The following is a 26,731-nucleotide window of genomic DNA, read 5'->3' on the forward strand; positions in this document are numbered from 1 at the left end:
GAGTAAGTCATAATGATTAAGTATATCTATTGAGATGTTTTATCCTATAACACTTTTATATTTAATACGCTATATTTTCATTACCTAATGAACCCTCAAAGCTCCAGCCCCATGTAAATAGATTGCCGTTCTTAAAAGGTATGCCATTGTTCTGATTGAGTGGCTTTTCATGTGCAATCAGATGCATTGTACCCATCGTCATATTATCGATGTTTTTTAAGCTGGTCAGCTTGTTTGTTGGTTCATTTAAGTTTTCATAACTTGTTTTGCCTTTGCCGTCTGTTTCACCAAACATGCCCCAAGCATAAAGGATGCCATCTGATGCTCGAGTGTTACTATTATTTGCTGCAACATTGTCCAACAGCACATAGCTGGCATTGCCATTGGCGTAGACACGGCGAACCTCTTGACCTGCAAACCAAGGCAATTTGGTTGGCGCAGTTATGGTGCTTGCCCAAGCGTTGACAGTATTTTTAAAGCCAATTCCATTGTAGCCTATTTGGCTGCTAGCATTTAGCCCCCAACCATAGACAGAGTCTTTGTTGGTCAGTGCTAAAACATGATCTTTACCAGCAGCAAGCTGAGTGATTATTTCTTTTTCTACCCTTTGAGCAGTACTATCAGCCAAATCCTGTGCAATGACATTGATACGTACCGGTTTATTAGTAATATTGATGCAATTGTTGGCTTTATCACATGCTTGACTGCGCCCAAGATTGGCGCTCGCGTCGCTGCCCCAACCCCATACCTGACCTTTATCATCTAAGGCATATGAGCTACTGCTACTGGCTACGACTTGTATGATATGACCGACGCCCTCTGACGCCGAAAAGTCAACTTTGACTGGTATGCTGCTATTTATAGCGGTGTTATTACCGAGCTGCCCTTGAGCATTAGCGCCAAATGCCCAAATGCTGCCGTCTTTGGTCAACACCAAATTATGATTATAACCAGCCGCTAACATAACCGCATTATCAATACCGGCAATCGCGCTTATATCAAGACGGCAATCAGCGGATTTAACACAAGAATGACGATTTGACTGACCACGTCCTAATTGTCCATAAGCATCATTACCCCAGCTATAAACTTGACCTTTATTATCGATAGCAAGTGAGTGGTTTTGATTAAATTTAATAGATATTAGGTTTTTTGGGGCATTATTCATGAGTGTCGGTAACTCTGGATGTCCCATAGTATCAGTGAATGTCGAGGTATATGCGGTGCCTGTTTGCCCATAGTTATTACGACCCCAACCATAGAGCTGCCCATCATGAAGGGCTGCGGTATGTGAGCCACCAGCTGCCACCGTATCACCCAGATACATATTTTTGGTTGAGCGCATGATATTACCTGCATTGTCAGTGGCGGCTAAGGCAATGCTGTTTTCGCCTAAATCTAACAAGATGCGATCGTTAAAATAACCATTTGTGTCAATAGTTAGTGATTGAGGTGCTCTACCGTTCAATGTATAAGTCACAGACTTTATGCCACCGCTATCTTGCACTTGACCTGAGACAAATACGGCCGCAACTGCGCTATAACCACTCGAAAAGTTGCTATCCGTTGTCAAAAGTGGCGGTGTCCCATCAATGATTTCTGTGCTGACATCAGAATCATCGCCGCAAGCAGTCAACATCAAAGTAGCGGTAATCAAAGCGACTGCTTGGGTCAGAGTGGATAAACGCATAAATGTCTCAATCAGTGATCAATAAAAATAAAAGGGGTAGCGGTGCCAATCCTAAGATAGGGGCACTTAGTAAAGTGACTGTAATAATTTAAGCGAATAATATTACAAACGATAACTATTATCAATATGTAAATTAGGATGGCAGTATATTAGATATGCTATGTTACGGATCAGAGCAGCAAATATGATAATGGCGGCGTACAGATGAGGTGGTACTTATAGGGATTTGTTATCAGTATTTTTATAGGGCTGTAGCGAGGAGAGCTTTAATAAGACTTTATGATATGGTGGTAAAGATAGCGACTAGGCGCCTATCTGGAAGTATGGTAAAAGCGCGGATCATGCCACTGCGTTATATGTATGTTTCCATGATACTGAGTTAATAATAAAATCGCATACTCACTTATAGTGTTAATAATTATGCGATCTCTATCATTAATGACATTATCTAGCTAATGTAAAGATTGCTCTCAATACTATTTTTCATATGAAGTAGACGAGGGGCAACATCTTCCTCTAGTTTTGTACGGCTCAAAACGAAATTTGGCGCGCCACAATTAAAAGTCAGTAAACCCTCAGTAGGGTGCATTAAAGCAGTGGCAACTGCATTGACATCTTTTTGCCATTCGCTAATTGAAAAGCAATAGCCATAATCTTCATAATCTTTAAAAGCTTTATCCAGTCCTCTTCTAATCTTTATCCAATCCTCTTTGTACTTAGTGCGAATGGCATCAAGGATAAATTCTTGCTCAGCCTGCGGCATACTTGCTAGACAGGCTCTGCCCATCGAACTTAAGTGAATAGGCAAGTATGAGCCGACATTACGGCGCATAGTCGTAGTACCATCACCTTGCACCACATTCAAATATACCATCGTTAGTCGATCGCGAGTGGCCATGGCAACCGCACTATTTGCATACTCTGCTAATTCTTCCATGTATGGCGTTACTAGATTGTTGATAGAGATGTTCGCCATCATCGTATAGCCAAACCCTAAGACACCGGCAGACAATTGATATTTACTACTATTTATTGATTGCTTTAAATAGCCGAGCTTAACTAAAGTATAAGTAAGACGCGTAATCGTGCCTTTAGGCAGTCCTGTTAATTGACTTAAGTCTTGATTACCAAGATAAGGACGCTGTGGGGTAAAGCAACGAAGTAGCTCTAGCCCTCGCGCCAACGCGGTAACGAACTGCCGATCATTCTTATCGCGCATCTCTGCAATCGGCTCTAGCAGTTCGATATGTGTTGTGTTAGCCGAGCCTTCGGTAATAAGGTTTTTAGTTGTCATATATTATTTTTATTCTCAATTAAGTTAATACAAACGTAATGGTCAACATACTGCTTATCGTATTTTATTATCAGAATAAATTACTTTGGGCTAATAATAGTATGCACCTTTAACCATACTATCTTAAAGGTGCATTTAAAATACTTGGCACAGCTATTATAAGCTATTTCGCTATGCGGTATATATATTGAATAATGTTATGCTTTTTGTGGGTCATACTGTTGTTCTTTAATAAACAACGTCGGAATAAGACCACATAAGAAGTACGCACCTGCCATCAGCAATAAACCTGCGCCGATAGAATTTTGCATCGCCATATAACCAATAGCGACGGGTGCAATGACTGAGCCCAGTCGTCCGATATTGAATGCACCACCGATAGCAGTACCTCGAATAGCAGTCGGAAAGCTTTCGGTCAAATAGGTGGCGTTAATCGCATAAGGAATACCATATAAGAAGCCAAAGGTTATCATTAACCAACCGATGTTTTCTGGCGTATGCATGTAGACCAATACCGGTATAAATAGTGCCGTACCCATCGTACCAAAGGCGAACACTATTTTGCGACCTATCTTATCAGCCACAATACCTGCGACTAATTTGGCAAACATCATAGTCAGATAAGTACCTGCCATATAGATAGCCATCTCTTTAAACTTGATACCTAATTCAGTTTCTAGATAAGACGGTAACCAGTTGCTTACGCCAAAATAACCAAATAATAAAAGCCCTGAACTCATAGACCATAAAATAAACATGATGCGATGCTTTGGATTCTCAAATATGGCTTTGTAAGGGTTTTCAGGTTTTTGAAGTGAGTTCTTTGCGCCACTAAGTTTAAGGGCACGTGACTCTTTCCAAGACTGGGGCTCAGACACTAGAAAATACATCAATACTGCAAGAATAATAGGTATAAAGGTTAAGAGGTATAGAGTGCGCCAACCATAGCTAGGAATAATCCAAGCAGACAGGCTCGTAATAACGAGAGAGCCTAAAGTAAACCCTGTCATCAACATCGCAAGCACCGTCGTTCGATGTTTAGTAGGGACCATCTCAGACATCAACGTATTGGTCGCAATGTATAAGCTACCAAGACCCAAACATGCGGTGAACCGTAATGCTACAAAATGTTCGTAGCTCTGCGCAAACCCACTAAAACCTGATAATACAGAGAAGAGTGCGGTCGCAATCACGATAACCCGTACCCGTCCAAAACGATCACAGGCCCAGCCGCCAAAGAACCCGCCGATTGCCATGCCAAATAATGACCAACTGCCCAAAGCACCTGCTTGTACATTGCTCAATCCAAATTCTTGTTTTAAACTTGAAAGCGTAAAGGCAAGAATACCGATATCAGCCCCATCACATAACAAGACTAAAAAACAAAATACAAAGGCCAGTTTCCAAGGTTGCTTCTTAGCAGAATTTAAGCTTGGATTCGAAGTTATAGCCGCACTTTTCACAATACATATCCTTATCGTTGTGAGAATAAAAAACTATTTTGATAGTGTCTTTATGACGGTATTCACGTCCTAGCAAATACCGGTATCGCCTAGCTCATCAAACAAACTACTATTCACTTACTTCTTTAATCATATTACGGGCGATGATAATCTGCTGAATCTGAGTCGTACCTTCATATAAACGATATAAGCGCACATCACGATAAAAACGCTCAATGCCATAATCGGCAATATAACCCGCACCGCCATGAATTTGCACGGCTCTATCAGCAACGCGGCCACACATTTCAGTGGCAAACATCTTGGCACAGGAGGACTCAGTGACGACATCTTTACCTTCATCGCGCAGGCGTGAGGCGTCTAATACCATAGATTTAGCCGCATAAATTTCTGCTTTTGAATCAGCGAGCATCGCTTGAATAAGTTGAAAATTGGCAATGGGCTGCCCAAACTGCTTACGCTCAACGGCATAATGTAATGCATCATCCAACATGCGAGTAGCGGCTCCGGTACTCGCTGCAGCAATATGTAGGCGTCCTTTATCAAGTACTTTCATCGCGGTTTTGAAACCTACACCTTCGACACCACCAATCAAAGCATCAGCAGGCACGACACAATTATCAAAGATGACGTCACAGGTATGAGCACCTTTTTGCCCCATTTTTTTGTCAATTTTACCCAAAGTAATACCAGGGGTATCACTCTCAACGATAAAGGCTGAAATACCACCCGATCTTTTATTTTGCGGATCAGTACGCGCCATCACAGTAAACACGCCAGCTTCAGGGGCATTGGTAATATAACGCTTAGTACCGTTGATAATATAGGTATCACCGTCCTTGATAGCAGTGGTCTTTAATGAAGCGGCATCTGAGCCAGAATCCGGCTCGGTCAAACAAAATGAGCCGATGATTTCACCGCTGGCAAGTCTAGGTAGATATTTCTGTTTTTGCGCTTCAGTACCATCGATGACTAGTCCAGATGAGCCGATACCGTTATTTGTCCCTATCAATGAGCGAAAAGCAGGAGAGGTGCGCCCTAATTCAAATGCCAGTGTGACCTCTTCTTCCATCGTAACGCCAAGCCCGCCATACTCTTCAGGAATAGTCAGTCCAAACAGCCCTAACTCGCGCATTTGATTGATGATATCGTCTGGCAGACGGTCGTTTTCTGCTACCCAGTGTTCCATCGGTATTAATTGGTTATTCACAAATTGGCGGATAGTGTCGGTGATTTGGTTAAGAACGTCCTTATCTCTGATCATGTGATTCTTCCTTGTTTAATTGATATTCAAATTGATAGCGGCTTCATAATTGCCTTGAATAAACAGCATAATTGATAGTTTATGAAATTACAATAGTTTTGGTTTAAATAACCGCAATGCGGTATTTATTAAAAAATTAAAGTTTAAATGGTTGGTTTATTTCTCAATTTAACTAAGATTTACCCTTCACAAAGGAAAATAAACAGTATATATTGGTCTTAAATATCGCTATGCGGTATTAATTATCATAATTACTAGTGTTTTTTAAGGGTTGATGTACTTTACCTAAGGACACTGTTTAAGGGATAGCATCATGGAAGAGCCAATCATTATTTGTGAAACATTAGAAAATGGCGTTAGTGTGATAAGACTTAATCGTCCTAAAGTTCGCAATGCTTTAAACACTGAACTACGCGAACAAATGGCAGAGATTTTCATCAAATTAAACGACGATGTGAATACCAAGGCTATTGTGCTGACAGGTGGCGATAAGGTGTTCGCAGCCGGTGCTGATATCAATGATTTTTTAACCGCGAAAACAGTCGATGTGTATTTGCGTCATAGCGAACGCTACTGGGATGCCATCACCAATTGTCGCAAGCCGATTATTGCAGCAGTCAATGGCTATGCCCTTGGCGGCGGCTGTGAGCTTGCTATGCATGCCGACATCATTGTCGCTGGCAAGTCTGCTAAGTTTGGCCAACCAGAAATAAAAATAGGGCTGATGCCAGGAGCAGGGGGTACGCAGCGGCTATTTCGAGTAATTGGCAAACATAAAGCCATGAAGCTGATATTAACGGGCGACATGATAAGCGCTGATGAAGCAGATCAAATGGGGCTAGTCTCTGAAGTAGTCGAAGATGAAACGACTATCAAACGTGCTATCGAAATTGCGGAGAAACTAGCGAGTTATTCGCCTATTGCCTTAACCCAAATCAAAGAAGTTGCCAATCTCGGGGTGGACATGCCATTACAAGCCGCGTTGGCTTTAGAGCGTAAAGCCTTTCAAATCTTGTTTGATACCGAAGATCAAAAAGAAGGGGCAAAAGCCTTCTTAGAAAAGCGTAGTGCTGAATACAAAGGGCAGTAGCTTGTTGAATCATAGAAAGACATAGCTAAGCAACCCTGAAAACGAGACTATTTAACAAGAGCGCATAAAGTAACAAGACCATATAAGGGATTATTATGACTGTTAAATCATTGGCCATTATCGGCACCGGTATTATGGGTATGGGTATTGCGCAAATCGCCGCCCAAGTAGGCATTCAGGTACTTTTATTTGATGCCAAGGCAGGCGCTGCTGAGCAAGGACGCCAATCCCTTCAAGCTACCCTCGAAAAACTAGCCGCCAAAGGTAAATTCACCGATGAGCAGCTGCAATCTACTTTGAAAAATCTGATCGTAATTGAAGATATAGCCAAAATTGCCGAGGCTGATGTCGTTATTGAAGCAATTATTGAAAATTTAGAAATAAAACAACATCTTTTTAAACAATTAGAAAGCATTGTTCCTGCCGAGACGATTTTGGCAACCAATACCTCCTCGCTAGCGGTGACCGCGATTGCTTCTAATTGCGAGCACCCAGAGCGTGTGGCAGGATTTCACTTTTTTAATCCAGTACCCTTAATGAAAATCGTTGAAGTGATTCCCGGTATCTCTACCAAACCTTCAGTGGTTGAGACGCTGACGTCTTTAGCCAAACGCATGGGACATTTAGGGGTAGTGGCAAAAGATACCCCAGGATTTATCGTCAATCATGGCGGTAGAGCTTACGGTACAGAAGCGTTGAAAATATTAGGCGAGGGAGTTGCAAGTTTTGAGGGTATCGACCGTATTTTACGTGACGGCGCTGGCTTTCGAATGGGGCCATTCGAGCTGCTTGATCTTACGGGTATCGATGTCTCTCATCCGGTTATGGAGTCAATCTATAATCAATATTACTTTGAGCCTCGCTATCGTCCGCATCCCTTGACCCGTCAAATGCTAACGGGTAACAAGCTTGGGCGTAAAGTTGGTGAAGGCTTTTATCACTACACAGAAAATAAAAAACAAGACGGTCAAAAAGTGCCAGCAGATACGTCTGAACAATCATTGTTTGAATCATTAGTTCTTAAAACAGGGTCTGATACCTCAAATATCTCAGTTTGGATTGGCGCAGATTTAGCAGAAGATAGACAACAGCTGATTGATCATCTAAACGCTAATGGTATTACTATCGACGATAATGATAAGCCAAACCCTGATAGTTTAGTATTGCTGGCAATCTATGGCGAGGATACCACCAATGCTGCTATTCGCTATCAAGTCAATCCTAACCAAGCAGTCGCCATTGATATGCTGACTGACTTATCTAAGCATCGTACCTTGATGCCAAGTATTGTCACCCAAGATAACTTTATTGCACAAGCTTATGCTTTATTTGGTAGAAAAACAGATAACCGTTTAGTTGAGGACAAAGCCATTACACAGGTTGCTGTCGATGCCACGCTAATTACTGAAAGCACTGGGTTTGTGGCGCAGCGAGTCGTGGCTATGGTGATTAATTTAGGCTGTGATATTGCGATGCAAGGTATTGCGTCTCCTGAAGACATCGATAATGCCGTCAAGCTTGGATTAGGGTATCCATATGGTCCTATTTCATGGGGGGACGAGCTTGGGGCTCAGAGAATCTTACTTATCTTAGAGCGTATTTATGGGTTAACGGGTGATCCGCGTTATCGTCCTAGTCCATGGTTACAACGCCGCGCCACGCTAGGTATTTCGCTATTTACTCAGCAAACTAATTATTAATATTAATAGCAACAACCTAGCAATCTTGCTAAACCATATATCTTAATAAGACAAACTCTCAAAACACAACAAGGAAAAGTTATGTTAGATGCCTATATTTATGACGGATTAAGAAGCCCTTTTGGTCGCCATGGAGGCGCATTAGCCACCGTTCGTCCTGATGACATGATTGCGACAGTAATGAAAGCTTTGGTCGAAAAGCATCAATTACCTAATGATATCTTTGATGAAGTGCTGATCGGTAATACCAATCAAGCTGGTGAGGACTCACGCAATATCGCCCGCAATGCTGCGTTATTAGCAGGGTTAGATGTCAAAACACCCGGTCAAACCGTCAATCGCTTATGCGCTTCAGGACTATCTACTGTCATTGATGCCGCTCGTAGTATTACTTGTCATGAAGGGGATATATTTTTAGCAGGGGGCGTTGAGTCCATGACCCGCGCACCTTTTGTCTTTGCTAAGACTGAGCAGCCTTTCAGTCGTGAGTTTAAAGTATTTGATACGACTATTGGCAGCCGGTTCCCCAATCCTATCATCGAAAAACAGTTTGGCAGCGATAGCATGCCGCAAACGGGTGATAATGTCGCCCTCAAATACGGTATCACTCGCGAAGAAGCAGACAAATTCGCAGCGGCCTCGCAAGCCAAATACCAAGCGGCAAAACAAGCTGGGTTCTTCAATGATGAAATAACACCAATTATGGTATCGCAAGGTAAAAAATTACCCGAAAAAGCGATAGCGGAAGATGAGCATCCTCGTGCCAGCTCTACTGTTGAAGCGTTACAAAAACTTAAGCCTTTAAACAATGAAGGTGTCGTCACAGCAGGTAATGCCTCAGGTATCAATGATGGCGCAGCGGCTTTAATTATTGGCTCAAAGCAGGCGGAGGAAAAGTTGGGCTTTAAGCCTATTGCCAAGATTCTTTCATCCGGTGCTATGGGTGTTGAGCCGAGTATTATGGGCGTAGGACCTGTTGAGGCCATTAAACTGGCGTTGAAACGTGCTGATCTGACCCTTGATGATATGTCCATTATTGAGATTAATGAAGCGTTTGCCTCGCAAGTACTTGGCTGCTTAAAAGGTTTAGAAATTGACTTTGATGACAAACGCGTCAACCCCAATGGCGGTGCGATTGCCGTTGGTCATCCGCTGGGTGCATCAGGCGCAAGACTTGCGTTAAGTACGGCGCGTGAGCTACAGCGTACGGGCGAAAAATACGCGGTGGTCAGTTTATGCATTGGCATTGGGCAAGGGCTTGCCATGGTGATTGAACGAGTCTAACCCTTTCAATACTTTTGCCATATATTTTTAATTTCAAGGATGACCATAATGACTACGATACTTAACCAACATGAGGATTACCAGCAAGCTCAAGAAGCCTATGGTTTTCCTTTGATTATCAAACAGCTACTAAACCGTGCAAAAATCGCCTCTAAAGATCAAACCATTAGTTATGCGGATAAGGTTACTTATACGTATTCTGAATTTTTTAAGCGTGTTAATCGCTTGGCAAACGTACTTAAAAACATGGGTTTGCAAGCAGGTGATGTGGTTGCTGTTATGGATTGGGACAGTCATCGTTACCTTGAAGCGTACTTTGCTGTGCCTATGTCTGGAATGATTTTGCAAACGGTCAATGTACGTTTGGCTGAAGATAAAGTGCTGTATACCATCAACCATTCCAAACCAAAAGCCTTGTTACTTAATGCTGAGTTTGAGCCAATGGCTAAAAACTATCGTCATGAAGCCCCTTCTATTGAGAAAATTATTTGGCTGGATGACGCTCAGTATGGTGAAGACGATACAAAAAACTATACAAAAACTGAGCAAGCCAATATGCCAGATTATGTTGAAGGTGAGTATGAGGCAATGCTAGCCGCGGCCAGTGATGAGTTTGATTTTCCCGATTTTGATGAAAATACTATCGCTACCACATTTTATACCAGTGGTACGACGGGCGATCCAAAAGGGGTTTTCTTTACCCATCGACAGATCGTATTGCAGACGCTATCGAGTACGCTGGCCTCTGCACTCAGCGCCGAAGGTCAAGGTGCTCGCTACAATGATGTTTATATGCCGATGACGCCATTATTTCATGTACATGCATGGTGCTGGCCGTATGGGGCAACCATGATAGGGCTCAAACAAGTGTATCCAGGGCGCTATGTATCCGAAGTATTGGTTGACTTGATTGAACAGTATAAGGTAACGCTATCACATGGTGTCCCAACCATTTTACAAATGTTAATCAAAGAAATGGCCACCCGAGGACGCAAGTTTAACGGTCTTAAATTGTCAGTAGGTGGCTCCAAATTAAACGAAGCTCTAGCTGAAGCCGCTATTGAAAGTGGCATAGAGTTTATCTCGGGGTTTGGAATGTCAGAGTCATGTCCTGTACTCGCCAGAATGGCATTCGGCGATCAGACAAGTGCTATGACGACGACAGAAGAGATTAATTATCGTTGTCTTTCTGGCTCACCAATTATGCTGGTATCGATGGAGCTTTGGGATGCGAACGGCAAATCTTTACCGATGGATGGTGAGTCGACCGGCGAACTCGTCGTTCGAGCGCCTTGGCTGACCCAAAGCTATTTTAAGAATCCAGATGCTGGCGATGAGTTATGGCGCGGTGGCTGGATGCATACCCAAGATATTGCCTGTATTACCGCTGATGGTACTCTCAAAATTACCGATAGGCTCAAAGATGTCATCAAGTCAGGTGGCGAATGGGTATCCTCGCTTGAAGTCGAAAATATTTTATCATTCCATCCTTGCGTTGCTGAAGTGGCCGTCATTGGAGTAGCGGATGAAAAATGGGGCGAACGTCCTCTAGCGTTAGTGGTCCTGAAACCTGATCATACCGATATTAAAGCGGAGGAGATTTTAGCATTGGGTCATCAAGCAGTTGAAAAAGGCTATTTACCAAAGTATGGCGTCCCAAGTGAAATAAAGTTCTTAAGAGAAATGCCGAAGACCAGTGTGGGTAAGCTTGATAAGAAAAGAATGCGGATGATGTACGTAGAAAAATTGATTTAGCCCAAACAACTATATCAGTGACTGCAAAAAAACAGTTAATGCAGCTTACTGATAATTTGAATAGGTATGTTCATTGGCGCGACTAGACGAGATAACTATGAAAGATTTAGCAAAATTACCAGAAATACAAGAGACGCTTAATAAAGACAATAACCATCCTATGCATGGTTTTGCGGTTATTTACTCTCAACAAGTAGAGTGGGGCGATATGGATTCTTTTGGACATGTCAATAATGTGGTCTATTACACTTATGCCCAAAATGCTCGTATCCACTATAACAGTCAATTAAATCTATTCAATGAAAAGACTTTTTCAGTCATGGCAGCATCATCCTGCCAATATTTCAAACCAGTAATCTATCCCGATACCTTATGGATTGGGGTTCGAATTAAGAAAATTGGCAATGCCAGCTTGATTCATGAATATACCTATTATAGTACCGCTATGAATACTATCGTTGCTAGCGGTGAGTCAGTACTGGTATATCTTGATAAAGCCACTGGACAAAAGAAAAATATCGACGAGACAAAAAAAGCCGCTATTAGTGATTTTGAAAGGGTTCAATAAAATAGGAGACAAGTGTTTTTGTACAAGGAGATAGTACTGGTATTTATGAGGTAAAAAAATACAGTAGCGATAGGCATTTAAAGGAATTTTCAAACAATACAAGGAATGTATAGATCATGCTTTATATCAAAAAGTTGTCTTTTGGTTTGGCGGTTCTTGGGGTATGTGCACAAGCACAAGCCATAGATCTCGTCACAAATGCAGATACTACTCTAAGTATCGGTGGTTATGTTAAAGCCGAAGGTATATTTTATTCTCCAGATGAAGGCGAGTCAGAGTTTAAAGGCAATGCACGGCAATCTCGGATTAATCTGAAAACCACTAAGAAGGTAGAGGATAAAAAATTAACGGGTTTTATCGAAGGGGATTTTTATGGCAATGCCGCAAATGACGGTTCAGACTTGCGACTTCGCCATGCTTATGTTCAGGTCAACGATTTGACCGTAGGAAAGACATGGAACGGGCAGTTCTTGGCGGTCTACCCGCTTTTGACTGAACAGCTCGATTTTCGAGGTACGGGATTAGGAACTATCTCAGGTGGGGGCGCTGATATCCGTCCAGATTTGACGGTGCATTATACCCATAAAGGGCTTCGTTTTACCGCTCAACAACCTGTTTATGAGGACGCTAATCTGCCCGATATGGTGGTCAGCTATAAAAATAACATATCTGATCTTAGCTATAACTTAGCGGTCACTGCACGTGAGGCTAAAAATGGAAACGATTCAGATGTCGGTGTCGGTGCTTCTTTGGCCGGTAAACTCAAACTGGGTAATGACTCATTACATGCGAGCGTATTCAATGGTAAAGGGATGGGCGTCTATTCGACAGTATGTGTCGGAAAAATGCTTGGGGCAACTGGAGCTATAGATTGTGATGCTGAAAACGGCGAACTTGTGTCGCAAACAGGCTTTACGGTAGGATATAGACATAAATTTACAGAGAAGCTTCTGAGTAATATGCGTTATGGTGAGATTAATGTAGATGATGCGGCTGATACTTCCGTCAATGTAAAAAGTATAAACCTTGTCTATAATTATTTACCAGATCTCGATTTTGGTATTGAGTGGCGAGATCGAAGCGATAAGACATTATCGCAAGTAAAAAAAGGTCAGCAAGTCGAAATCATGGCCAAATATAGCTTCTAAGCTAAATAATTTCTAAGCCGAATAGCTGAATAGTATGTCGTTTAAAGTTATATGCCATCATCTAAATCATGATTATATAGTTAGTACTTATATAACAGGTTGCAGAAAAGGTGCATAAAGCTTGTTACTTATGGTAGTAAAGAGCGAAAGGATAAAAGGTTGTTAGCGTGACTGCAAGCAGGTGCAATGGGATTTTTATATACGGCTATGCCAAATTTAAGCTTTAGCGTTCTTCGGCATAGCTCATTTTTGCGTTGACTGCTACACTATTACACTATCTGGCATTCCGACATATTCTTTAAAGCACTACCATAAAAACTGATTAAGGACAGGTTATGCATATCACGGCAAATTTTGATGCGGGCAATATTGAGGTTATTAGTTTAGAAGATAAAAAAGATATCCAATTGGCTATTCGTCCGGACGTCGGTGGCGAATTTTTTCAATGGTTTAACTTTCGTATAACCGGTCAGATTGGCGAGCAATATGTGCTCAATATCCTAAATGCAGGGGAAGCCGCGTTTCCTGGAGGGTGGGAGAGTTATCAAGCAGTTGCTTCCTATGATCGTGAGTATTGGTTCCGCCTGCCCACCTCTTATAAAGACGGCAAGCTGACAATAAACGTAGACATGGAATGTGAAACCATTCAAATTGCTTTTTTTGCCCCTTACAGCTATGAGCGTCATCAAGATTTATTAGCCGCTGTACAAATGCACCCATTTGTGACGTTAGAGCATTTAGGTGAAACGCTTGATAAGCGCGACTTAACCTTAGTTAAAATTAGTGATGGCGATAGCAGTAGTGACGAGAGTAAGCGTAACATTTGGATCACAGCGCGTCAGCATCCTGGTGAGACTATGGCTGAATGGCTGGTCGAAGGTCTCATGTATAGCTTATTAGACGGTGATAATGCGACTGGCAAATTATTATTAGATAAAGCAAACTTTTATATTGTGCCGAATATGAACCCCGATGGCAGTGTACGTGGTCACCTACGTACCAATGCAGTCGGAACGAACCTAAACCGCGCTTGGTCAAAGCAGTCGGAACGAACCTAAACCGCGCTTGGTCAAATTCGAGTTTAGAAAAAAGCCCTGAAGTGTTTCATGTTATTAAGAAAATGGAAGCGACCGGTGTTGACCTATTTTATGATGTACACGGTGATGAAGAGATACCTTTTGTGTTCCTTGCTGGCTCTCAAGGTACCCCAAGTTATAACGACCGGCTCGCGCGACTACGTGATAGATTTGCAGAAGTGTTAAAGCTGGCCAGTGCTGACTTTCAGACTGAAGAAGGCTATGACGTTGATGCACCGGGTACAGCGAATATGACGCTCGCAACTCACTGGGTGGCCGAACGTTTTGACTGCCTAGCCAATACTTTAGAGATGCCGTTCATAGATAACAATAATGTACCTGATGCAGATACGGGTTGGTCACCAGAGCGTTCTATTAAGTTGGGAGAAGCGTCGCTAGTTGCCATGTTAGCGGTCGTTGATGATTTACGCTAATTAATAGCTTCTCTAATCCTAACTTTATAACACCACATAAGAAAAACCATCATAAAAAGGTTGCGATCGCTATATTACAAATAGCGATCGCAACCTTTTTTATATTTATATCTAAGATATTACAAGCCAGCCCCAAGACAATCTTCCAATGGCATTATCACAATGCAACTCATAACTTGTCTAAGTTTATTATTTTAAAGACCTTCTGAAAAATAGGCTGGCAAGCGCGCAGGCAAGCGTCAATGATAACAACATCGAGACTAAAGTATGGCTAAAAAAATGGTCGCCAAATGCCATTTTATATAGCCCCATCGTCCATCCTAAAACTGTGACGAGTATAAAAATTTTATAGCGATATTTCTGTACTGTCGGTAAAAATGCCAATCCATATAAAGAAAATCCTGCGCTGGCATGCGCCGCTGGAAAGCACTTCGCAGGCGTTTTAGCGAGTATGTTTTGCCAAAGATTGAGATATGGTAAATCACCATTGAAAAGAAATAAACTATTTGGGCAGCTAACATGGGTAAAGCTCTTAAGGGTTGCGATAACCGTGGGTACTATGATGATAGTGATTAATAAATAACCTACTTCTCGGCTAGACAATGCTGCGATTGGTCTAATAAAAAACACTTTAGCATTCACAGTATTAGCGTATCGACGTTGCCAATAGTGCCAAATTAATACCATTATTAAATAGCCGCCAAATAATATTAATAATAATTTTGGAAAATCATAAAAGATAAATCTATAAGGCTGCGCGCCTTTTTCAAGAAGCCAATGTCCATTCGTATAGAAAAGCTCACTAATACGAACGTCAAATTGGCTGTGCTCAAACGTCAATGTCGCAATAATCGTTAAGCACAGCAGCTTGAGCCACGTCCAATCAGTTGTGTTTTTTGCTAGCGTCATTGAGCCTCCTTTTAAACTATATTAAGTCGAAAATTTCTGAATCCTACTTAATATAAAAGGTTCCATAACGCCATTACCCATAAGACAAACAAAAGCAATAACGCCAAAAATTGCGCCGCAGAACCTACATCTTTAGCTATTTTAGCGAGTGGATGTTGGTTCGTTGAGGTATGATCAACACTGGCTTCAATACCAGTATTAAACAGCTCAACGATAAGGGATAAAAAACAGGTGATTGTCAGCATCATTTTTATGCTGATATCAAAAGGTATAAGTATGATGGCCATTAACAAGACGCTATTAAGCCAGAATACTTGTCTAAAAGCCGCCTCATATTTATAAGCGGCTTTAAAACCATCTAAAGAATAACCGGCGGCTTTAACAATACGAGAAAGACCTTTGTTGCCTTTGGCAAGACTGGCATAACTATTAGGTGCAAGCAGTTGAGTAGCCGTCGTTTGATTTTTTGATTCAGAGTTGATTGTATTCATATTGAATTCTTAATACTCATAGATATTGAGTTACGCTAGATGTTTTGAGTAATTAAAAAAATAATCAAAAAAAATTAGCATACTGTTCTTATGGAAACAGTATAAAACAGGGGATATTAAGAAAACGTTAAGACAATATTGATTGGTTGATTCATGAAATACAGTGAAGACTTATATACGGCATTTATTATAATAAATGCTAAACGTACTACCACCTGTAGCATTGTCTTGGTGCATAAGCTCCCAGTCCATATGAGTCATGATACGTTGCACAATGCTAAGACCCAAACCGCTACCTTCTACCTGATCGCTGGTATTTATGTCATTCAGACGCTCAAATCTCTCATAGAGTAAAGGCATCATAATTTCGGGAATACCAAGACCAGTATCAGTCACCGTAATTTTTTCAGCATCGATAGTGACAATGACTTCACCATCATCTGTGTATTGAAACGCATTTTTTATTAAATTACCTAATGCCATTTTTAGCAGCTCAGGGCGGACATTTGCTATGTAATCTTGCTCAGCGACTATTTTGCAACTTACCGGTTTATGGCGGAGCAAATATGTTAAGCGTGTCACTTCATCAAGGGCGATGGTGTTGATAGAAGTTGGCGGTGTGTCCAGCTGTTCAGGCGCGCGTGATAAAAGTAATAAAGCGCTGATGATTTCAGAAGTTTCTTTGGCGGTCGTACTAATACGGTTGGCGAATTCGCTCAGGCGACTGTGGTCTTCAAGTTGTGAGGCTAGTACCTCCGATGCACCCATGATAATGGTCAACGGTGTGCGTAATTCATGACTGACATCGCCAGTAAATAGCTGCTCGCGTTTTAGATATTGCTCTAGTTTATGATTTTTTTCATCGATAGCGCGTGCTAATACCCCAACTTCTGAGGGTAGATGGGTTAAGTCAGTGAGGTTTTGATGATCGGTTTCTACCGCTTGCTTTAAATCCAGTAAAGGCTTAATGATTTGCTTAGAGGATAAGTAAGAGAATAGCGCTGCAATAAGCAAGCTCAAAATAACCGCAATTTTTAGTGCATCTGCAAATATATCCTCTAACTCTTCGAAGATGGCTAAAACAGGATAGTTTTCCATCACCATCTCAGACCCTTCTAAGTAGGTCAAAATATATTTTTGCTCATTTTGTTGATGGGCAAAAAAATGAAGATTCGTTTCAGTGTCGCCCGTTTGATTGTTCACGGTTACCTGCATCTCTTGAACAGTTCCGTTTGCTATCGCTTTTAAATTTTCAGGCGCACTGTCATAACGATAAATTTTGATACCAGGATTTGCTGTATAAGCCGCCTGTTCGCCTTCTTTTTCTTGACTAAGTTGCAGCTGTTGTAAAAGACGCCCTTTCACTAAGTCCTGTTCGATTCGCATCTCAGCGTACATAAAAATACTGACGAACGTTGTGCAAAGCAGTAAGGCAAATAACAAATAGGAGATTCGAAACTTATTAGCGATGGATTCTATAGTGAACATGGCAGGTGCTTATTTAGAGTCAGGTAATATATAGGGAAGTACAGGCGTAACTACTTATAGTAAACTTCAATCTTTAAATTGTATTATGAATTTTCAAATTTTGTCTGGGTCAATAATTTGGTAACCAACACCAGCCATTGTTACTATCATGACTTTATCAAACGGTTTATCAACTTGCGCACGCACACTATGCAAATGGGTGCGAAGCGCATCACTACTTGGCACATCTTGTCCCCATACTTTTTCCTCAAGCTCAGTTTTACTGACTACCCGAGGCGAGGCAATCATCAGAGTGTGTAAGATTTTGAATCCCGTTGGGGTTAGTTTTAATGGTTTGTCTTCTCGTTTGATACTGTGTTCCTCAGTATTTAGAGACAGCTTGCCAACTTCTATATTGTGCTGAAAATGTTCATCTTGATGGCGGCGTATTAATGCTTTGATGCGAGCTTCTAATTCAACCAATGAGAAAGGTTTGACCAAATAATCATCCGCACCACTATCAAACCCTGCAACCTTATCCAAAACAGTATCACGCGCGGTCAGCATCAATACGGGCGTCTTATCATGCAGCTCTTCTCTAAGCGTTTTGCACAGCTTAGTACCATCCATACCGGGAAGCATCACGTCGAGCAATATAACATCGTAGCGATTGCTTGATGCCAGTGCTAAGCCACTCAGACCATTATGGGCATTGTCCAACTCGAAACCTTTTGGCTCAAAAAAAGCATAGATATTGGCTACGATATCAGGATTGTCTTCAATAATAAGTATCTTATACATAATGGCTACTATCTACAAAAAGCGTGAGTTAAATAAAAATAGTTTAATGGGTAGTCTTAAAAAAGGTTGGTTCTGACGCTACTTCTTGAGTAGTAATACCAAAAAAATGCAATAAGGTTGGCGTAATAAAATCATGTGACACTGGCTGATTGGTCATATTAGACAGACTCTTAGGATTGATGCCATTGTTTTTAGGTGACCAAATAATGACTGGCACCTGTTTTTGCGCATTCGGCGCAATACCGTACGGCAGACCATGTAAATATACATTGTTTTCACCCAGACTTTCCCCATGATCACTAATATATACCATCACCACATCATAATCTTGCTCGTAGGGTTTTAGCGTATCTATGACGGCATTTAAAAAGTAATCGGTATAGCGAATCGCATTGTCATAACCATTTACAACGGATTGAGCATCACACTTAGATAACTCGTTGGTCATGCAGACTGGCTTGTATTCTTCAAATTCCTTGGGATAACGTTGGTAATAAGCAGGACCGTGATTGCCCATTTGATGTAATAAAATCAGTGTATCTTGTGGCTTCGCAGCAGTCTTGACACCTGTGTCCGACTTAACTAAAGTATCAAAACCGTCCAACATGCCAATATCACGACATTCAATATCACAATTAGGATTTAGCTTAGGCGTTTTATAGTCCTCAACGGTGACTCGATCTGCCACGCCTTTAGAGCTAGAGTTATTGTCCCGCCAGATAACATTAACGCCTTGTTTATTGAGGGTATCAAGCACGTTTTCATTATATTCAGCAGTATCAACGTCGTAATCGCTTCGGTTTGCATAACTGAACATGCAAGGTACTGAATAAGCAGTTGACGTACCACAAGAGGTCGCATGCTTGTAGCTATAGGTATCCGGCTGGCTGGCTAGTAACGGCATCGTATCGCGTTTATAGCCATTCAAGCCAATATGGTCAGCGCGAACCGTTTCACCGACTACGAACACCATCAGCTTAGGTTTCGTTGTGCTACTGACGGCTGCGGTACGCTTTGCATCTGGCGCATGCAGTATCAAGGTATCAGGGCGGCGTAGCTCATCGACGTAATCGGTACCGAGTTTGATAACAGAATAAACAGGGGTAATAGGATTGGTATAACTACGCACTATTTTATGCTGGCGGAAAAAGCTGGCGTATTGATCTCCAAATGGTAATAGGCAAACCGCTATTATCGCAATAGACGTTATCAAGGTGATTGTCTTTTGCACGATTGAGCGAACTATAGACAAACGCTTTATACGAATCTTACTAATCAAAAAAGCAGGTAGCACACCCAATAGTAGCAGTCGAACAATAAAGCTTGGTGCTATCAAACCCATCGCTTCTGCTTGGTCTGTCTGCAAGCTGTTAACCAACATGCCAGTGTCAAATATCGTTCCATAAGCATCGGTGAAGTAACCACATATTGCCGCAATCAGCACCATAGCAATGAGCACTACTTTTGCCGTCGGTCGATAACATAATAGCTGAAACAACAACCACATCAGCCCAAACAGTAAGCCAGTCAGAGAAACGATAAAACCAATGTTATCAGCAAACGGATAGATCGTTAATACTTGTTTAAAGAAGCCAATATTTGCAGTAGCAACGAGATAGAGCGTAACCACTATAATCAGATAAGTAAGATTGACTTCACGATGATAAAATTTATTTTTATCGAAGGTTTCATTATTATTTTTAGCAAGACTTATATTATGGGTTTCTGCAATGGCTAGATCGGTAATTAAGTGTTTTGACATACACAGACTTCTTAATAGAGTGAGATAAATTTTATTCTCTAAGGTAGCAATTACCCTGTTAAGAAGATGTTAAGAAGCCTATATTAGATGCATAATAGATAACGAAGATACAGATTATATCTGATACTCTAAAAACTCATAAAATACTCACAAAAACGGCTGTAAAAGAGACTTCTCATTCATGATTACGCTTATCCAAAAAAATCAGCAGTTGTTCCTTTTAGGAGTCTTTATTCTATTAGTGGTGGTTGTTTTATGGGTTTTACACTATGTGATAATTCGCTATGGTCAGAAGGTACTGAATCAGGTGCCGACATATTGGACGGTGCTCGAACAATATTTTGGAAAAAGCAAGCGACTCACTCGCTTAAAAAATAACTATCCAAAACTGTATCATGCTTCGTTGCAAAGGCTCACTGTACAGCACTTTTATGGATTGCCTCTGACGGTTTTATTTTTAGTCATGGGTTATATCTTAGCTTTGTTTTTTGGTTTGGTTGAAGATGTGGTTACGTCAGATGCTATTGTGGCAACGGATTTTTTTGTGTCACAGCAGATGAGTATGCTGAGTGAGTCGCCTGTAGTGACGTTTTTTATTTTTATTACTAGCTTTGCCTCTACTGCAACGACCTGTTTAATCGTATTACTAGTCTGTATCCTATGCTGGGTGATTCGCCAACCCTATATATTAGTAGGGTTCTTAATAGCCACTTTAGGAAGTACGATATTTACTTTCCTCAGCAAGCTATTATTTCATCGCACGCGACCAGTAGATATTTTATTGTTTGAGCAGACAGATTCTTTTCCCAGTGGACATGCGACGGTTACGGTTGCGTTATATGGTTTTCTGGCTTACATGGCCATTCGTTTTAGTCGCAACTTTGCCACGCAAGTTCGGATAGCTGTGATTACTGTTTTTTTCTCACTATTGGTAGGATTAAGCAGGATTTTGCTGAATGAGCATTATTTGAGCGATGTACTGGGAGGTTATTTGGTAGGCGCATTATGGCTAACAGTAGCGATTAGTGTGACAGAGTGGCTAAGGACGCGTGAAAAAATTGATTGGCAGATAAGTTGGTCAGTTACTCAGGTTCGTCTGGTCTGGCTCAATATTGTATGTGTACTGATCGGCACCTCGATATATGCTGAATTTTATCAGTTGCCATTGTTAATCTAAGTAAATTCAAGGTATTAACGCCAAAAAAATATTATCGTTCATATTTAACATTAATAACGTATGGCTAGTTTTTAGTCATAGGCTTGTCCCAGTACAGTGGTGTACCATAATACCCATCCATAAAATCAACAAAGCATCTCACCTTCTGTGGTAACAGTTGAATGTGGGCATAAACTACATATAAGCCCAAAGCCTCAGTGCAATTTTTAGCAACACTACGACCACTTTACCACTCATAAGCGCTTCACTAATAATGAAAGCCGGCTGTAATATCAGTCCTGCTCTTGCAATAGATACATTCATCACTGTAAGCACAATAAGCTACTTCAGCACTCCATAAAAATTACTATATAATCTGACGCTTATAGGCAAATATTTGCTATCGTTGATGGACAATTATTCAACTGCTATTTCTAATAGGCTGCCTAATACATCATCATGATACTACATCCATTTACCCGTCTCAGCGGCTCTATCAGTGCTTGGATAACTATCTTTGTGATTATATTACACGGTCTTACTGTATGGGCTGTGATATCTATGGATAGCCCTGAAACTTTAGAGGCTAAAGCGGCTAAGCCTCAGGCAATCCAATTAGAGCTAGTGACATTGCCAAAATCATCCGCAGCGGCTACTGAAGAACGTCGTGCCGAAAATATCCTTACAAAATCTAACTCTGTTCCTCAACGACTGCCACAATCAGAGAAAAAATCCGCTGAACTATCAGATACTAAACAGGTAGAAGCTAAGTCAGTAAATGCTGTGTCAGAGCCAACCTTTAGTAAACCGCTAAATTCTATTAAACCTTTAAGTTCTGAACCAAAAAAACAAACATCTGATCCAATAAAAAATCAGTCAAATCCAGAAAAGACTAAGATAACAAAAGAAACTCAACTGCCAGTCTTGGTACAGAAAAATACGACCAAAGAATCGGAAGAAATTGCCAAAAAAATGACGGAAGAAGAACAGGATCTTGTAGCCTTGGTTCAAGCGATGACAGAACAGGTCAGCCCTGAATCAACAGATATGTCAACGGAAGGGCTGGTCGTAAAAGAGACGAGAAAAACAGTTAGGATTAAGGCTGAAGAAGAAATAGATATAGCGTCGTTAATCCGATCGGTGACAGCACAATTCAATCGTGATCAAGCACGTCAGTGGCAAGAAGGTAGAAAACGCGAAGGACAAGAGCTGCTGCAAGCGCAGGCTGGCAGGAGTAATGAGAAACGAAAACAGCTTAATCTCAATGATGAGGCAGTTGACTTTTTGGAGGAGCAAGCCAGCTGGCTTGATCAGAAGAAACCTGAAACAGACCTACCATCGGCGATTTGGCGCGAAGTGACTAGTCAATCAGGCGATATCTTCACTGTATTATTGGAGCTTCATGTCGATAAAAACGGCTACATTACGGATGTGCAATTGCTCGAATCATCGGATAATAAGATTATCGATATTGCAGCGATGACTCAAGTCAGAGCAGGACAACTTAAACCGTTCCAACAAAATGAGCGACCTGTTAATGGCATTGTACCGATGTCATTAATATATGAGCGACCTTAATCTAAGTAATAGCTCGTTTTCCTTTTTTGATTAAACCGACTATATGAAGAATGTGTTCATAAAAAATGTATTGTCAGCCTCACTAGCTACTTAACTGCTTTTAGGAGTCTATATGGATTTTACAGATTATTGGCAATATACGGATATCATTACTAAGAGTTTGTTTTTCGCATTATTTGCTTTGTCGATTGTGTCTTGGGTGACAGGGATTTTACGATTGTACTATAGCCATCAGTTGGCTAAAACCGTCGTCGTTGACTTAGCTCAGCAAATACACAATCAGATACCGCCCACTTTGCAAGCTAGTCCAGAAGAGCGCAGGCTTCTCACCGAACAGATGCTATTACAGCAGATTGGTCGATATCGTTATCAAAGCGAGCAAGGGTTACCACTGCTCGGTACGACTGCTGCTATTGCACCCTTTATTGGGCTATTTGGGACAGTGTGGGGCATATTCCATGCGCTACGTAGTATTGGTGATAGTGGGCAGGCAGGACTTGCCCAAGTAGCGGGCCCAGTAGGTGAAGCGCTTATTATGACTGGTCTAGGTCTTGCGGTCGCGATTCCTGCGGTGATTTTCTATAACGTCATTACGCGTATGAATCACCGAATCTTGTATAGAGCCAATGACATTGCGCATGGTCTATTAGGCGAGTCAATGCGGCCGAGTATGCTAGCAAATAGCAAAGCAACTCCCGTTAAAGCAACTGGTGCCAAAGTGACTGGTGCCAAAGTGACTGATAGTCAAGTTGCTGATGGCAAAGTATAGACAGTGGCTATCGATTTGATAAATTAACGAATAAAGAAAAATAAGGAGGCAGGTATGGCATTCCATCTAGGTGATGAAGAGACCCAAGGTATGAGCGAGATGAATCTCATACCGCTCATTGATATTATGTTGGTACTGATGATTATCTTTTTGGTCACAGCCACGGTGTTGAATCCAACCGTACCACTGGATCTGCCCGATACCAATGCCACAGTAAGCGGCTTGCCTGATGAGATATTGCAAATAAGCATTGACAAAGACAATGGTCTATTTTTGGATGAGGAAGCGCTGACGTTAGCGCAATTGCGATTGCGGCTTGAAGAAACATCAAAAGACGGTACTAATCCGAATATTCATTTGCGGGCGGATCAAGACACCCGTTATGATATGGTGGCGCAAGTGCTGGCTGCCGCCAGTAGTGCGGGTTTGACTAAGGTTGCTTTTGTCACTGAATAAATAGCCATTTATAGAATAGAAAATTTCCTGCTGCAAATATTAAAGAAGGGGCTAAGATTATTAATCTTAACCCCTTCTTTAATGTCTTGAACCGTGTTTATGATAAAAGTAAACATAGTAGAATCACTGTAAAACTAGTCGAAATTATTCAATAACGTATCTATGTTATGTTGAACAACCTATATGTATTTTAATTTTTTAATCACGTTATTCGTTCAAAAAACCACCACAATGCAATCGCAATACTGACAAGAGAGCCAGCATAAAATATAACCGATTTATAAAAACGTGTATGACGTAATAACAGCGCGATCGGAAATACTATGGCAATGAATACTAGTTGTCCTAGCTCAATCCCTATATTGAAGCTTAATAATGCTAATACGCGCTCACTTGTTGCTAGTGGCAGATCTACGAGCACATTGGCAAAGCCAAACCCGTGAATCAGACCAAAAACAAAGGCTAGATAGACGGCTCGCACTCGTAACATTGGTACCAGATTGTTTAACGCAGCGAATGCGATGGACAGAGCAATTAAAGATTCGATAAAGCGGGCAGGTATACTGACGATACCAAGGGCAGCTAAGCTTAAGGTAATCGAGTGCGCAAGCGTAAAAGACGTTGCAATCCAAAATACCTCAAGTAATGCAGCTCGCGGTCTGGCAACGGCAACCAATTGTTTTTGCTTACGCACGTAAACTGCTGGTATTAAAAGGACAAACAAAAATAATAGATGATCCCAGCCGATCAGCAAGTGGTGTATCCCACTTTTCAAAAAGTTTGTCGCCGTAGAGAGCCAGCCAGAGTCTGTCCCGGCACCTAATGAAGTTTGTCCAACAGTCAATACTTGAACCGGTAATTCGCTACCAGCTTGCGTCAGTATCAAGCGGTGGTTAGCATCGATACCTGCCAGAACTTGATAGTTAAGCTCTGATATAGGAGCAGCGCAGCCCAACTCAAATTCGGTATGTAAGTAATTAAAGCCACCACGCGTATTAATCGCTAGTGGCGCAAAGTTTGTGGTTTGACAGGATTGATCGCCCGCTGCTAATGTCACCTGAGCAGCAATAAGCTGTTCTATAAGCGTCGTCTGTGATTTGACCTCTGCCCAACTTACTTGACTATCTTGGTTTGAGTCTATATCTATCAGCAAAGCTAAGTCTCGAAGCGATAGCTCGTACTTAGCCTTATGAGCAGTATCTGCTGTACTCGACGAGCTCAGGGGCTCTAAGTTTAAGTAAGCCGTACTAGATTCATGTGCTTGTAGTGCCGTAGACGTCAGCACCAATAAGAATAAAGTCAGATAACGATAAGTGTGACTCCAAATGAGCCTGATAAATGCGCTCATGAAGGTGTCTCCTTACTTGAACGGCTGATTTTTCCTAAACGCAGATCGCGCTCGAGTGCTGGATATTCAAATTGTGTGTCTGTCATAAACTGGCGCAATAGCTCAATGTCTTTTTTACTACCGGCTTTGATGGCTGCTGTCGCATAGATCACGATGTCAGCCGTTTCGCGCTGTTGTTGCCAGTTTTCGCGAGCCCATTGCAGCGCTGGGTTAATTTGGTTAGCAAGTAGGGCATAAGTAGCCTGTTCACGCATGTGGGCATTTTCCTCACGTATCTTCCATACATCGATGCGTTCTTTCATAAGTCCTAAGTTTTGCTGAGCGTTAGGATCCCCCAGTTGAATTTGAGCCGTGATGAGCTTTAGCAGCAGCGCGTCTTTGTCAGTATGATCCTGAAGCAATAGCCGCGTTTTTTCATAGTCTCCTTGTTTTAATAGCCAATCAGCGCGTGCCATGAGTGCGGGTACAGTTTGAGTGTCCATCACACTAAAGACTTGAGTAGCAAGCGCAACATCCTTGCTACGCAGTGCAGCGTCTGCCTGAATAAGGTAAATCCAGCGTGCGGTCGATGCATCGAGTCCGGGCGCAAGATTGGCGAGCCCACTCAGAGTTTGCTTTGCTTGCGTCAGTTGACCGGTCATGCTCTGCACTTGAGCCATACATGCCAATTGATAAACGCGTAGGGAAGCATCATCGAGCTTTGTACAGTAGCTTATTGCCTCCTCAAACTGACCTTGTACGACAAGCAGAGAAGAGAGTGTCAACAGCGCATCTGCATGAGCAGGATCTTTACTTAATATCTGCTTTAGCTGTGCTTTAGCTTCGGAGAACTTGTGATCTGCCTGCAATGCTCGTGCTCGTAACATGAGGGTTTCTACATCCGGATCCTTTATTTGATCCAGCTGCGCTCGGGCTTGACCCAGCGCACGTGGATCACCCTGTAAGTAAGCGCGCTCTAAAAGCTTACTGGTTTGCTCAGGACTGGCTGTGCTCGCACTAGATAAAAAGCTGTCTGAGTTTGAGTAGCGCGGCGGCGGTGAATCGGTGGGTAAGGTCTCAAGAATTTGTTGGTCGCTTTTTGGAATAAAGGGTGCAGCATGAAGAAGGGGGCTGCCGATAAGTAATAACGGTAGTAGTCCAATAAAGGGCTTAATCCAGTTCATAAGATCTCTCAGCTCAAAACATAAAGAAACACCTGATCAAGAGTTTGATCAGGTGTCAGGTTTAT

At 41.7% G+C, this 26,731-nt stretch carries 23 protein-coding genes; 12 read left to right on the forward strand and 11 right to left on the reverse strand.

The features are described 5' to 3' along the window. Positions 1 to 61 precede the first annotated feature (61 nt). From JMX89_RS07350 to JMX89_RS07365, 4 genes are all read right to left on the reverse strand, one after another. On the reverse strand, positions 62 to 1,690 hold the full coding sequence (locus tag JMX89_RS07350; protein WP_201531816.1) for a chromosome condensation regulator RCC1: 1,629 nt from the start codon (positions 1,688 to 1,690) through the stop codon (positions 62 to 64). Positions 1,691 to 2,138: 448 nt separating this feature from the next. Then, on the reverse strand, positions 2,139 to 2,984 hold the full coding sequence (locus JMX89_RS07355; protein WP_011513564.1) for an IclR family transcriptional regulator: 846 nt from the start codon (positions 2,982 to 2,984) through the stop codon (positions 2,139 to 2,141). 197 nt (positions 2,985 to 3,181) lie between these two features. Further along, positions 3,182 to 4,447, reverse strand: a complete 1,266-nt coding sequence (locus tag JMX89_RS07360; protein WP_201531814.1) for an MFS transporter — start codon at positions 4,445 to 4,447, stop codon at positions 3,182 to 3,184. 109 nt (positions 4,448 to 4,556) lie between these two features. Further along, positions 4,557 to 5,711 carry an acyl-CoA dehydrogenase family protein gene (locus tag JMX89_RS07365; protein WP_133104286.1) on the reverse strand — a complete coding sequence of 385 codons (1,155 nt, stop codon included), beginning with the start codon at positions 5,709 to 5,711 and terminating at the stop codon, positions 4,557 to 4,559. Between the two features lie 313 nt (positions 5,712 to 6,024). On the opposite strand from JMX89_RS07365, the gene JMX89_RS07370 reads away from it, so the two are divergent. The 8 genes from JMX89_RS07370 (at position 6,025) to JMX89_RS12910 (ending at position 14,766) form a co-directional block, all read left to right on the forward strand. Further along, positions 6,025 to 6,801, forward strand: a complete 777-nt coding sequence (locus JMX89_RS07370) for an enoyl-CoA hydratase (protein ID WP_201531812.1) — start codon at positions 6,025 to 6,027, stop codon at positions 6,799 to 6,801. Between the two features lie 89 nt (positions 6,802 to 6,890). After that, the gene (locus JMX89_RS07375; RefSeq protein WP_201531832.1) at positions 6,891 to 8,501 is read left to right on the forward strand and encodes a 3-hydroxyacyl-CoA dehydrogenase; all 1,611 of its coding nucleotides are present in this window, start codon (positions 6,891 to 6,893) and stop codon (positions 8,499 to 8,501) included. Positions 8,502 to 8,582: 81 nt separating this feature from the next. Next, positions 8,583 to 9,785 carry a 3-oxoadipyl-CoA thiolase gene (locus JMX89_RS07380; RefSeq protein ID WP_201531810.1) on the forward strand — a complete coding sequence of 401 codons (1,203 nt, stop codon included), beginning with the start codon at positions 8,583 to 8,585 and terminating at the stop codon, positions 9,783 to 9,785. Positions 9,786 to 9,833: 48 nt separating this feature from the next. Next, positions 9,834 to 11,540: a fatty acid--CoA ligase gene (locus JMX89_RS07385; protein ID WP_201531808.1), complete on the forward strand. Its 1,707-nt coding sequence runs from the start codon at positions 9,834 to 9,836 to the stop codon at positions 11,538 to 11,540. A 97-nt stretch (positions 11,541 to 11,637) separates the two neighbouring features. Next, positions 11,638 to 12,108 carry an acyl-CoA thioesterase gene (locus JMX89_RS07390; RefSeq protein WP_201531806.1) on the forward strand — a complete coding sequence of 157 codons (471 nt, stop codon included), beginning with the start codon at positions 11,638 to 11,640 and terminating at the stop codon, positions 12,106 to 12,108. 116 nt (positions 12,109 to 12,224) lie between these two features. Beyond that, entirely contained in the window at positions 12,225 to 13,256 is a 1,032-nt protein-coding gene (locus JMX89_RS07395; RefSeq protein ID WP_201531804.1) for a hypothetical protein, read from the forward strand. Between the two features lie 335 nt (positions 13,257 to 13,591). Further along, positions 13,592 to 14,314, forward strand: a complete 723-nt coding sequence (locus tag JMX89_RS12905) for a M14-type cytosolic carboxypeptidase (RefSeq protein ID WP_265088682.1) — start codon at positions 13,592 to 13,594, stop codon at positions 14,312 to 14,314. Further along, the gene (locus tag JMX89_RS12910; RefSeq protein WP_265088683.1) at positions 14,287 to 14,766 is read left to right on the forward strand and encodes a hypothetical protein; all 480 of its coding nucleotides are present in this window, start codon (positions 14,287 to 14,289) and stop codon (positions 14,764 to 14,766) included. Before JMX89_RS12905 ends, JMX89_RS12910 begins: the two co-directional genes overlap by 28 nt. A gap of 189 nt (positions 14,767 to 14,955) precedes the next feature. Here JMX89_RS12910 and JMX89_RS07405 read toward each other — a convergent pair whose 3' ends face one another. From JMX89_RS07405 to JMX89_RS07425, 5 genes are all read right to left on the reverse strand, one after another. Further along, positions 14,956 to 15,675, reverse strand: coding sequence for a PAP2 family lipid A phosphatase (locus JMX89_RS07405; protein WP_201551275.1), 720 nt, complete (start codon positions 15,673 to 15,675; stop codon positions 14,956 to 14,958). Between the two features lie 47 nt (positions 15,676 to 15,722). Continuing rightward, positions 15,723 to 16,166, reverse strand: coding sequence for a diacylglycerol kinase (locus tag JMX89_RS07410; RefSeq protein ID WP_133104295.1), 444 nt, complete (start codon positions 16,164 to 16,166; stop codon positions 15,723 to 15,725). A 171-nt stretch (positions 16,167 to 16,337) separates the two neighbouring features. After that, positions 16,338 to 17,654, reverse strand: a complete 1,317-nt coding sequence (locus JMX89_RS07415) for a sensor histidine kinase (protein ID WP_201551276.1) — start codon at positions 17,652 to 17,654, stop codon at positions 16,338 to 16,340. Positions 17,655 to 17,747: 93 nt separating this feature from the next. After that, positions 17,748 to 18,434, reverse strand: a complete 687-nt coding sequence (locus JMX89_RS07420; protein WP_149491567.1) for a response regulator transcription factor — start codon at positions 18,432 to 18,434, stop codon at positions 17,748 to 17,750. A gap of 43 nt (positions 18,435 to 18,477) precedes the next feature. Beyond that, positions 18,478 to 20,196: a phosphoethanolamine transferase gene (locus tag JMX89_RS07425; protein WP_201551277.1), complete on the reverse strand. Its 1,719-nt coding sequence runs from the start codon at positions 20,194 to 20,196 to the stop codon at positions 18,478 to 18,480. Positions 20,197 to 20,659: 463 nt separating this feature from the next. Between JMX89_RS07425 and JMX89_RS07430 the strand changes: the two genes are divergently transcribed. The 4 genes from JMX89_RS07430 to JMX89_RS07445 all read left to right on the forward strand — a co-directional run bounded on the left by JMX89_RS07430 (position 20,660) and on the right by JMX89_RS07445 (position 24,155). Beyond that, positions 20,660 to 21,373 carry a phosphatase PAP2 family protein gene (locus JMX89_RS07430; RefSeq protein WP_227673042.1) on the forward strand — a complete coding sequence of 238 codons (714 nt, stop codon included), beginning with the start codon at positions 20,660 to 20,662 and terminating at the stop codon, positions 21,371 to 21,373. 438 nt (positions 21,374 to 21,811) lie between these two features. After that, on the forward strand, positions 21,812 to 22,930 hold the full coding sequence (locus tag JMX89_RS07435) for an energy transducer TonB (RefSeq protein ID WP_201551279.1): 1,119 nt from the start codon (positions 21,812 to 21,814) through the stop codon (positions 22,928 to 22,930). Positions 22,931 to 23,042: 112 nt separating this feature from the next. Further along, positions 23,043 to 23,699 (forward strand): MotA/TolQ/ExbB proton channel family protein, encoded by a 657-nt coding sequence (locus JMX89_RS07440; RefSeq protein ID WP_201551280.1) that lies wholly within the window; start codon positions 23,043 to 23,045, stop codon positions 23,697 to 23,699. 54 nt (positions 23,700 to 23,753) lie between these two features. After that, positions 23,754 to 24,155: an ExbD/TolR family protein gene (locus JMX89_RS07445; protein WP_201551281.1), complete on the forward strand. Its 402-nt coding sequence runs from the start codon at positions 23,754 to 23,756 to the stop codon at positions 24,153 to 24,155. A 202-nt stretch (positions 24,156 to 24,357) separates the two neighbouring features. Here JMX89_RS07445 and JMX89_RS07450 read toward each other — a convergent pair whose 3' ends face one another. Together JMX89_RS07450 and JMX89_RS07455 are read right to left on the reverse strand one after the other, a co-directional pair. After that, the gene (locus JMX89_RS07450; protein WP_201551283.1) at positions 24,358 to 25,503 is read right to left on the reverse strand and encodes a HupE/UreJ family protein; all 1,146 of its coding nucleotides are present in this window, start codon (positions 25,501 to 25,503) and stop codon (positions 24,358 to 24,360) included. Continuing rightward, positions 25,500 to 26,666, reverse strand: a complete 1,167-nt coding sequence (locus tag JMX89_RS07455) for a tetratricopeptide repeat protein (protein ID WP_201551285.1) — start codon at positions 26,664 to 26,666, stop codon at positions 25,500 to 25,502. Before JMX89_RS07455 ends, JMX89_RS07450 begins: the two co-directional genes overlap by 4 nt. Between the last annotated feature and the right edge of the window lie 65 nt (positions 26,667 to 26,731).

Origin of the sequence: Psychrobacter sp. DD43 (assembly GCF_904846555.1) — a bacterium.
Classification (GTDB): domain Bacteria; phylum Pseudomonadota; class Gammaproteobacteria; order Pseudomonadales; family Moraxellaceae; genus Psychrobacter; species Psychrobacter cryohalolentis.

Excerpts from the sequence above, each read along its gene's own strand:
- JMX89_RS07450 (WP_201551283.1), bottom strand. The coding sequence starts at position 25,503 with ATGAGCGCATTTATCAGGCTCATTTGGAGTCACACTTATCGTTATCTG.
- JMX89_RS07405 (WP_201551275.1), bottom strand. The coding sequence starts at position 15,675 with ATGACGCTAGCAAAAAACACAACTGATTGGACGTGGCTCAAGCTGCTG.
- JMX89_RS07385 (WP_201531808.1), top strand. The coding sequence starts at position 9,834 with ATGACTACGATACTTAACCAACATGAGGATTACCAGCAAGCTCAAGAA.
- JMX89_RS07415 (WP_201551276.1), bottom strand. The coding sequence starts at position 17,654 with ATGTTCACTATAGAATCCATCGCTAATAAGTTTCGAATCTCCTATTTG.
- JMX89_RS07390 (WP_201531806.1), top strand. The coding sequence starts at position 11,638 with ATGAAAGATTTAGCAAAATTACCAGAAATACAAGAGACGCTTAATAAA.
- JMX89_RS07435 (WP_201551279.1), top strand. The coding sequence starts at position 21,812 with ATGATACTACATCCATTTACCCGTCTCAGCGGCTCTATCAGTGCTTGG.
- JMX89_RS07380 (WP_201531810.1), top strand. The coding sequence starts at position 8,583 with ATGTTAGATGCCTATATTTATGACGGATTAAGAAGCCCTTTTGGTCGC.
- JMX89_RS07365 (WP_133104286.1), bottom strand. The coding sequence starts at position 5,711 with ATGATCAGAGATAAGGACGTTCTTAACCAAATCACCGACACTATCCGC.
- JMX89_RS07395 (WP_201531804.1), top strand. The coding sequence starts at position 12,225 with ATGCTTTATATCAAAAAGTTGTCTTTTGGTTTGGCGGTTCTTGGGGTA.
- JMX89_RS12905 (WP_265088682.1), top strand. The coding sequence starts at position 13,592 with ATGCATATCACGGCAAATTTTGATGCGGGCAATATTGAGGTTATTAGT.
- JMX89_RS07440 (WP_201551280.1), top strand. The coding sequence starts at position 23,043 with ATGGATTTTACAGATTATTGGCAATATACGGATATCATTACTAAGAGT.
- JMX89_RS07430 (WP_227673042.1), top strand. The coding sequence starts at position 20,660 with ATGGGTTATATCTTAGCTTTGTTTTTTGGTTTGGTTGAAGATGTGGTT.
- JMX89_RS07425 (WP_201551277.1), bottom strand. The coding sequence starts at position 20,196 with ATGTCAAAACACTTAATTACCGATCTAGCCATTGCAGAAACCCATAAT.
- JMX89_RS07350 (WP_201531816.1), bottom strand. The coding sequence starts at position 1,690 with ATGCGTTTATCCACTCTGACCCAAGCAGTCGCTTTGATTACCGCTACT.
- JMX89_RS07420 (WP_149491567.1), bottom strand. The coding sequence starts at position 18,434 with ATGTATAAGATACTTATTATTGAAGACAATCCTGATATCGTAGCCAAT.
- JMX89_RS07370 (WP_201531812.1), top strand. The coding sequence starts at position 6,025 with ATGGAAGAGCCAATCATTATTTGTGAAACATTAGAAAATGGCGTTAGT.
- JMX89_RS07445 (WP_201551281.1), top strand. The coding sequence starts at position 23,754 with ATGGCATTCCATCTAGGTGATGAAGAGACCCAAGGTATGAGCGAGATG.
- JMX89_RS07355 (WP_011513564.1), bottom strand. The coding sequence starts at position 2,984 with ATGACAACTAAAAACCTTATTACCGAAGGCTCGGCTAACACAACACAT.
- JMX89_RS07410 (WP_133104295.1), bottom strand. The coding sequence starts at position 16,166 with ATGAATACAATCAACTCTGAATCAAAAAATCAAACGACGGCTACTCAA.
- JMX89_RS07455 (WP_201551285.1), bottom strand. The coding sequence starts at position 26,666 with ATGAACTGGATTAAGCCCTTTATTGGACTACTACCGTTATTACTTATC.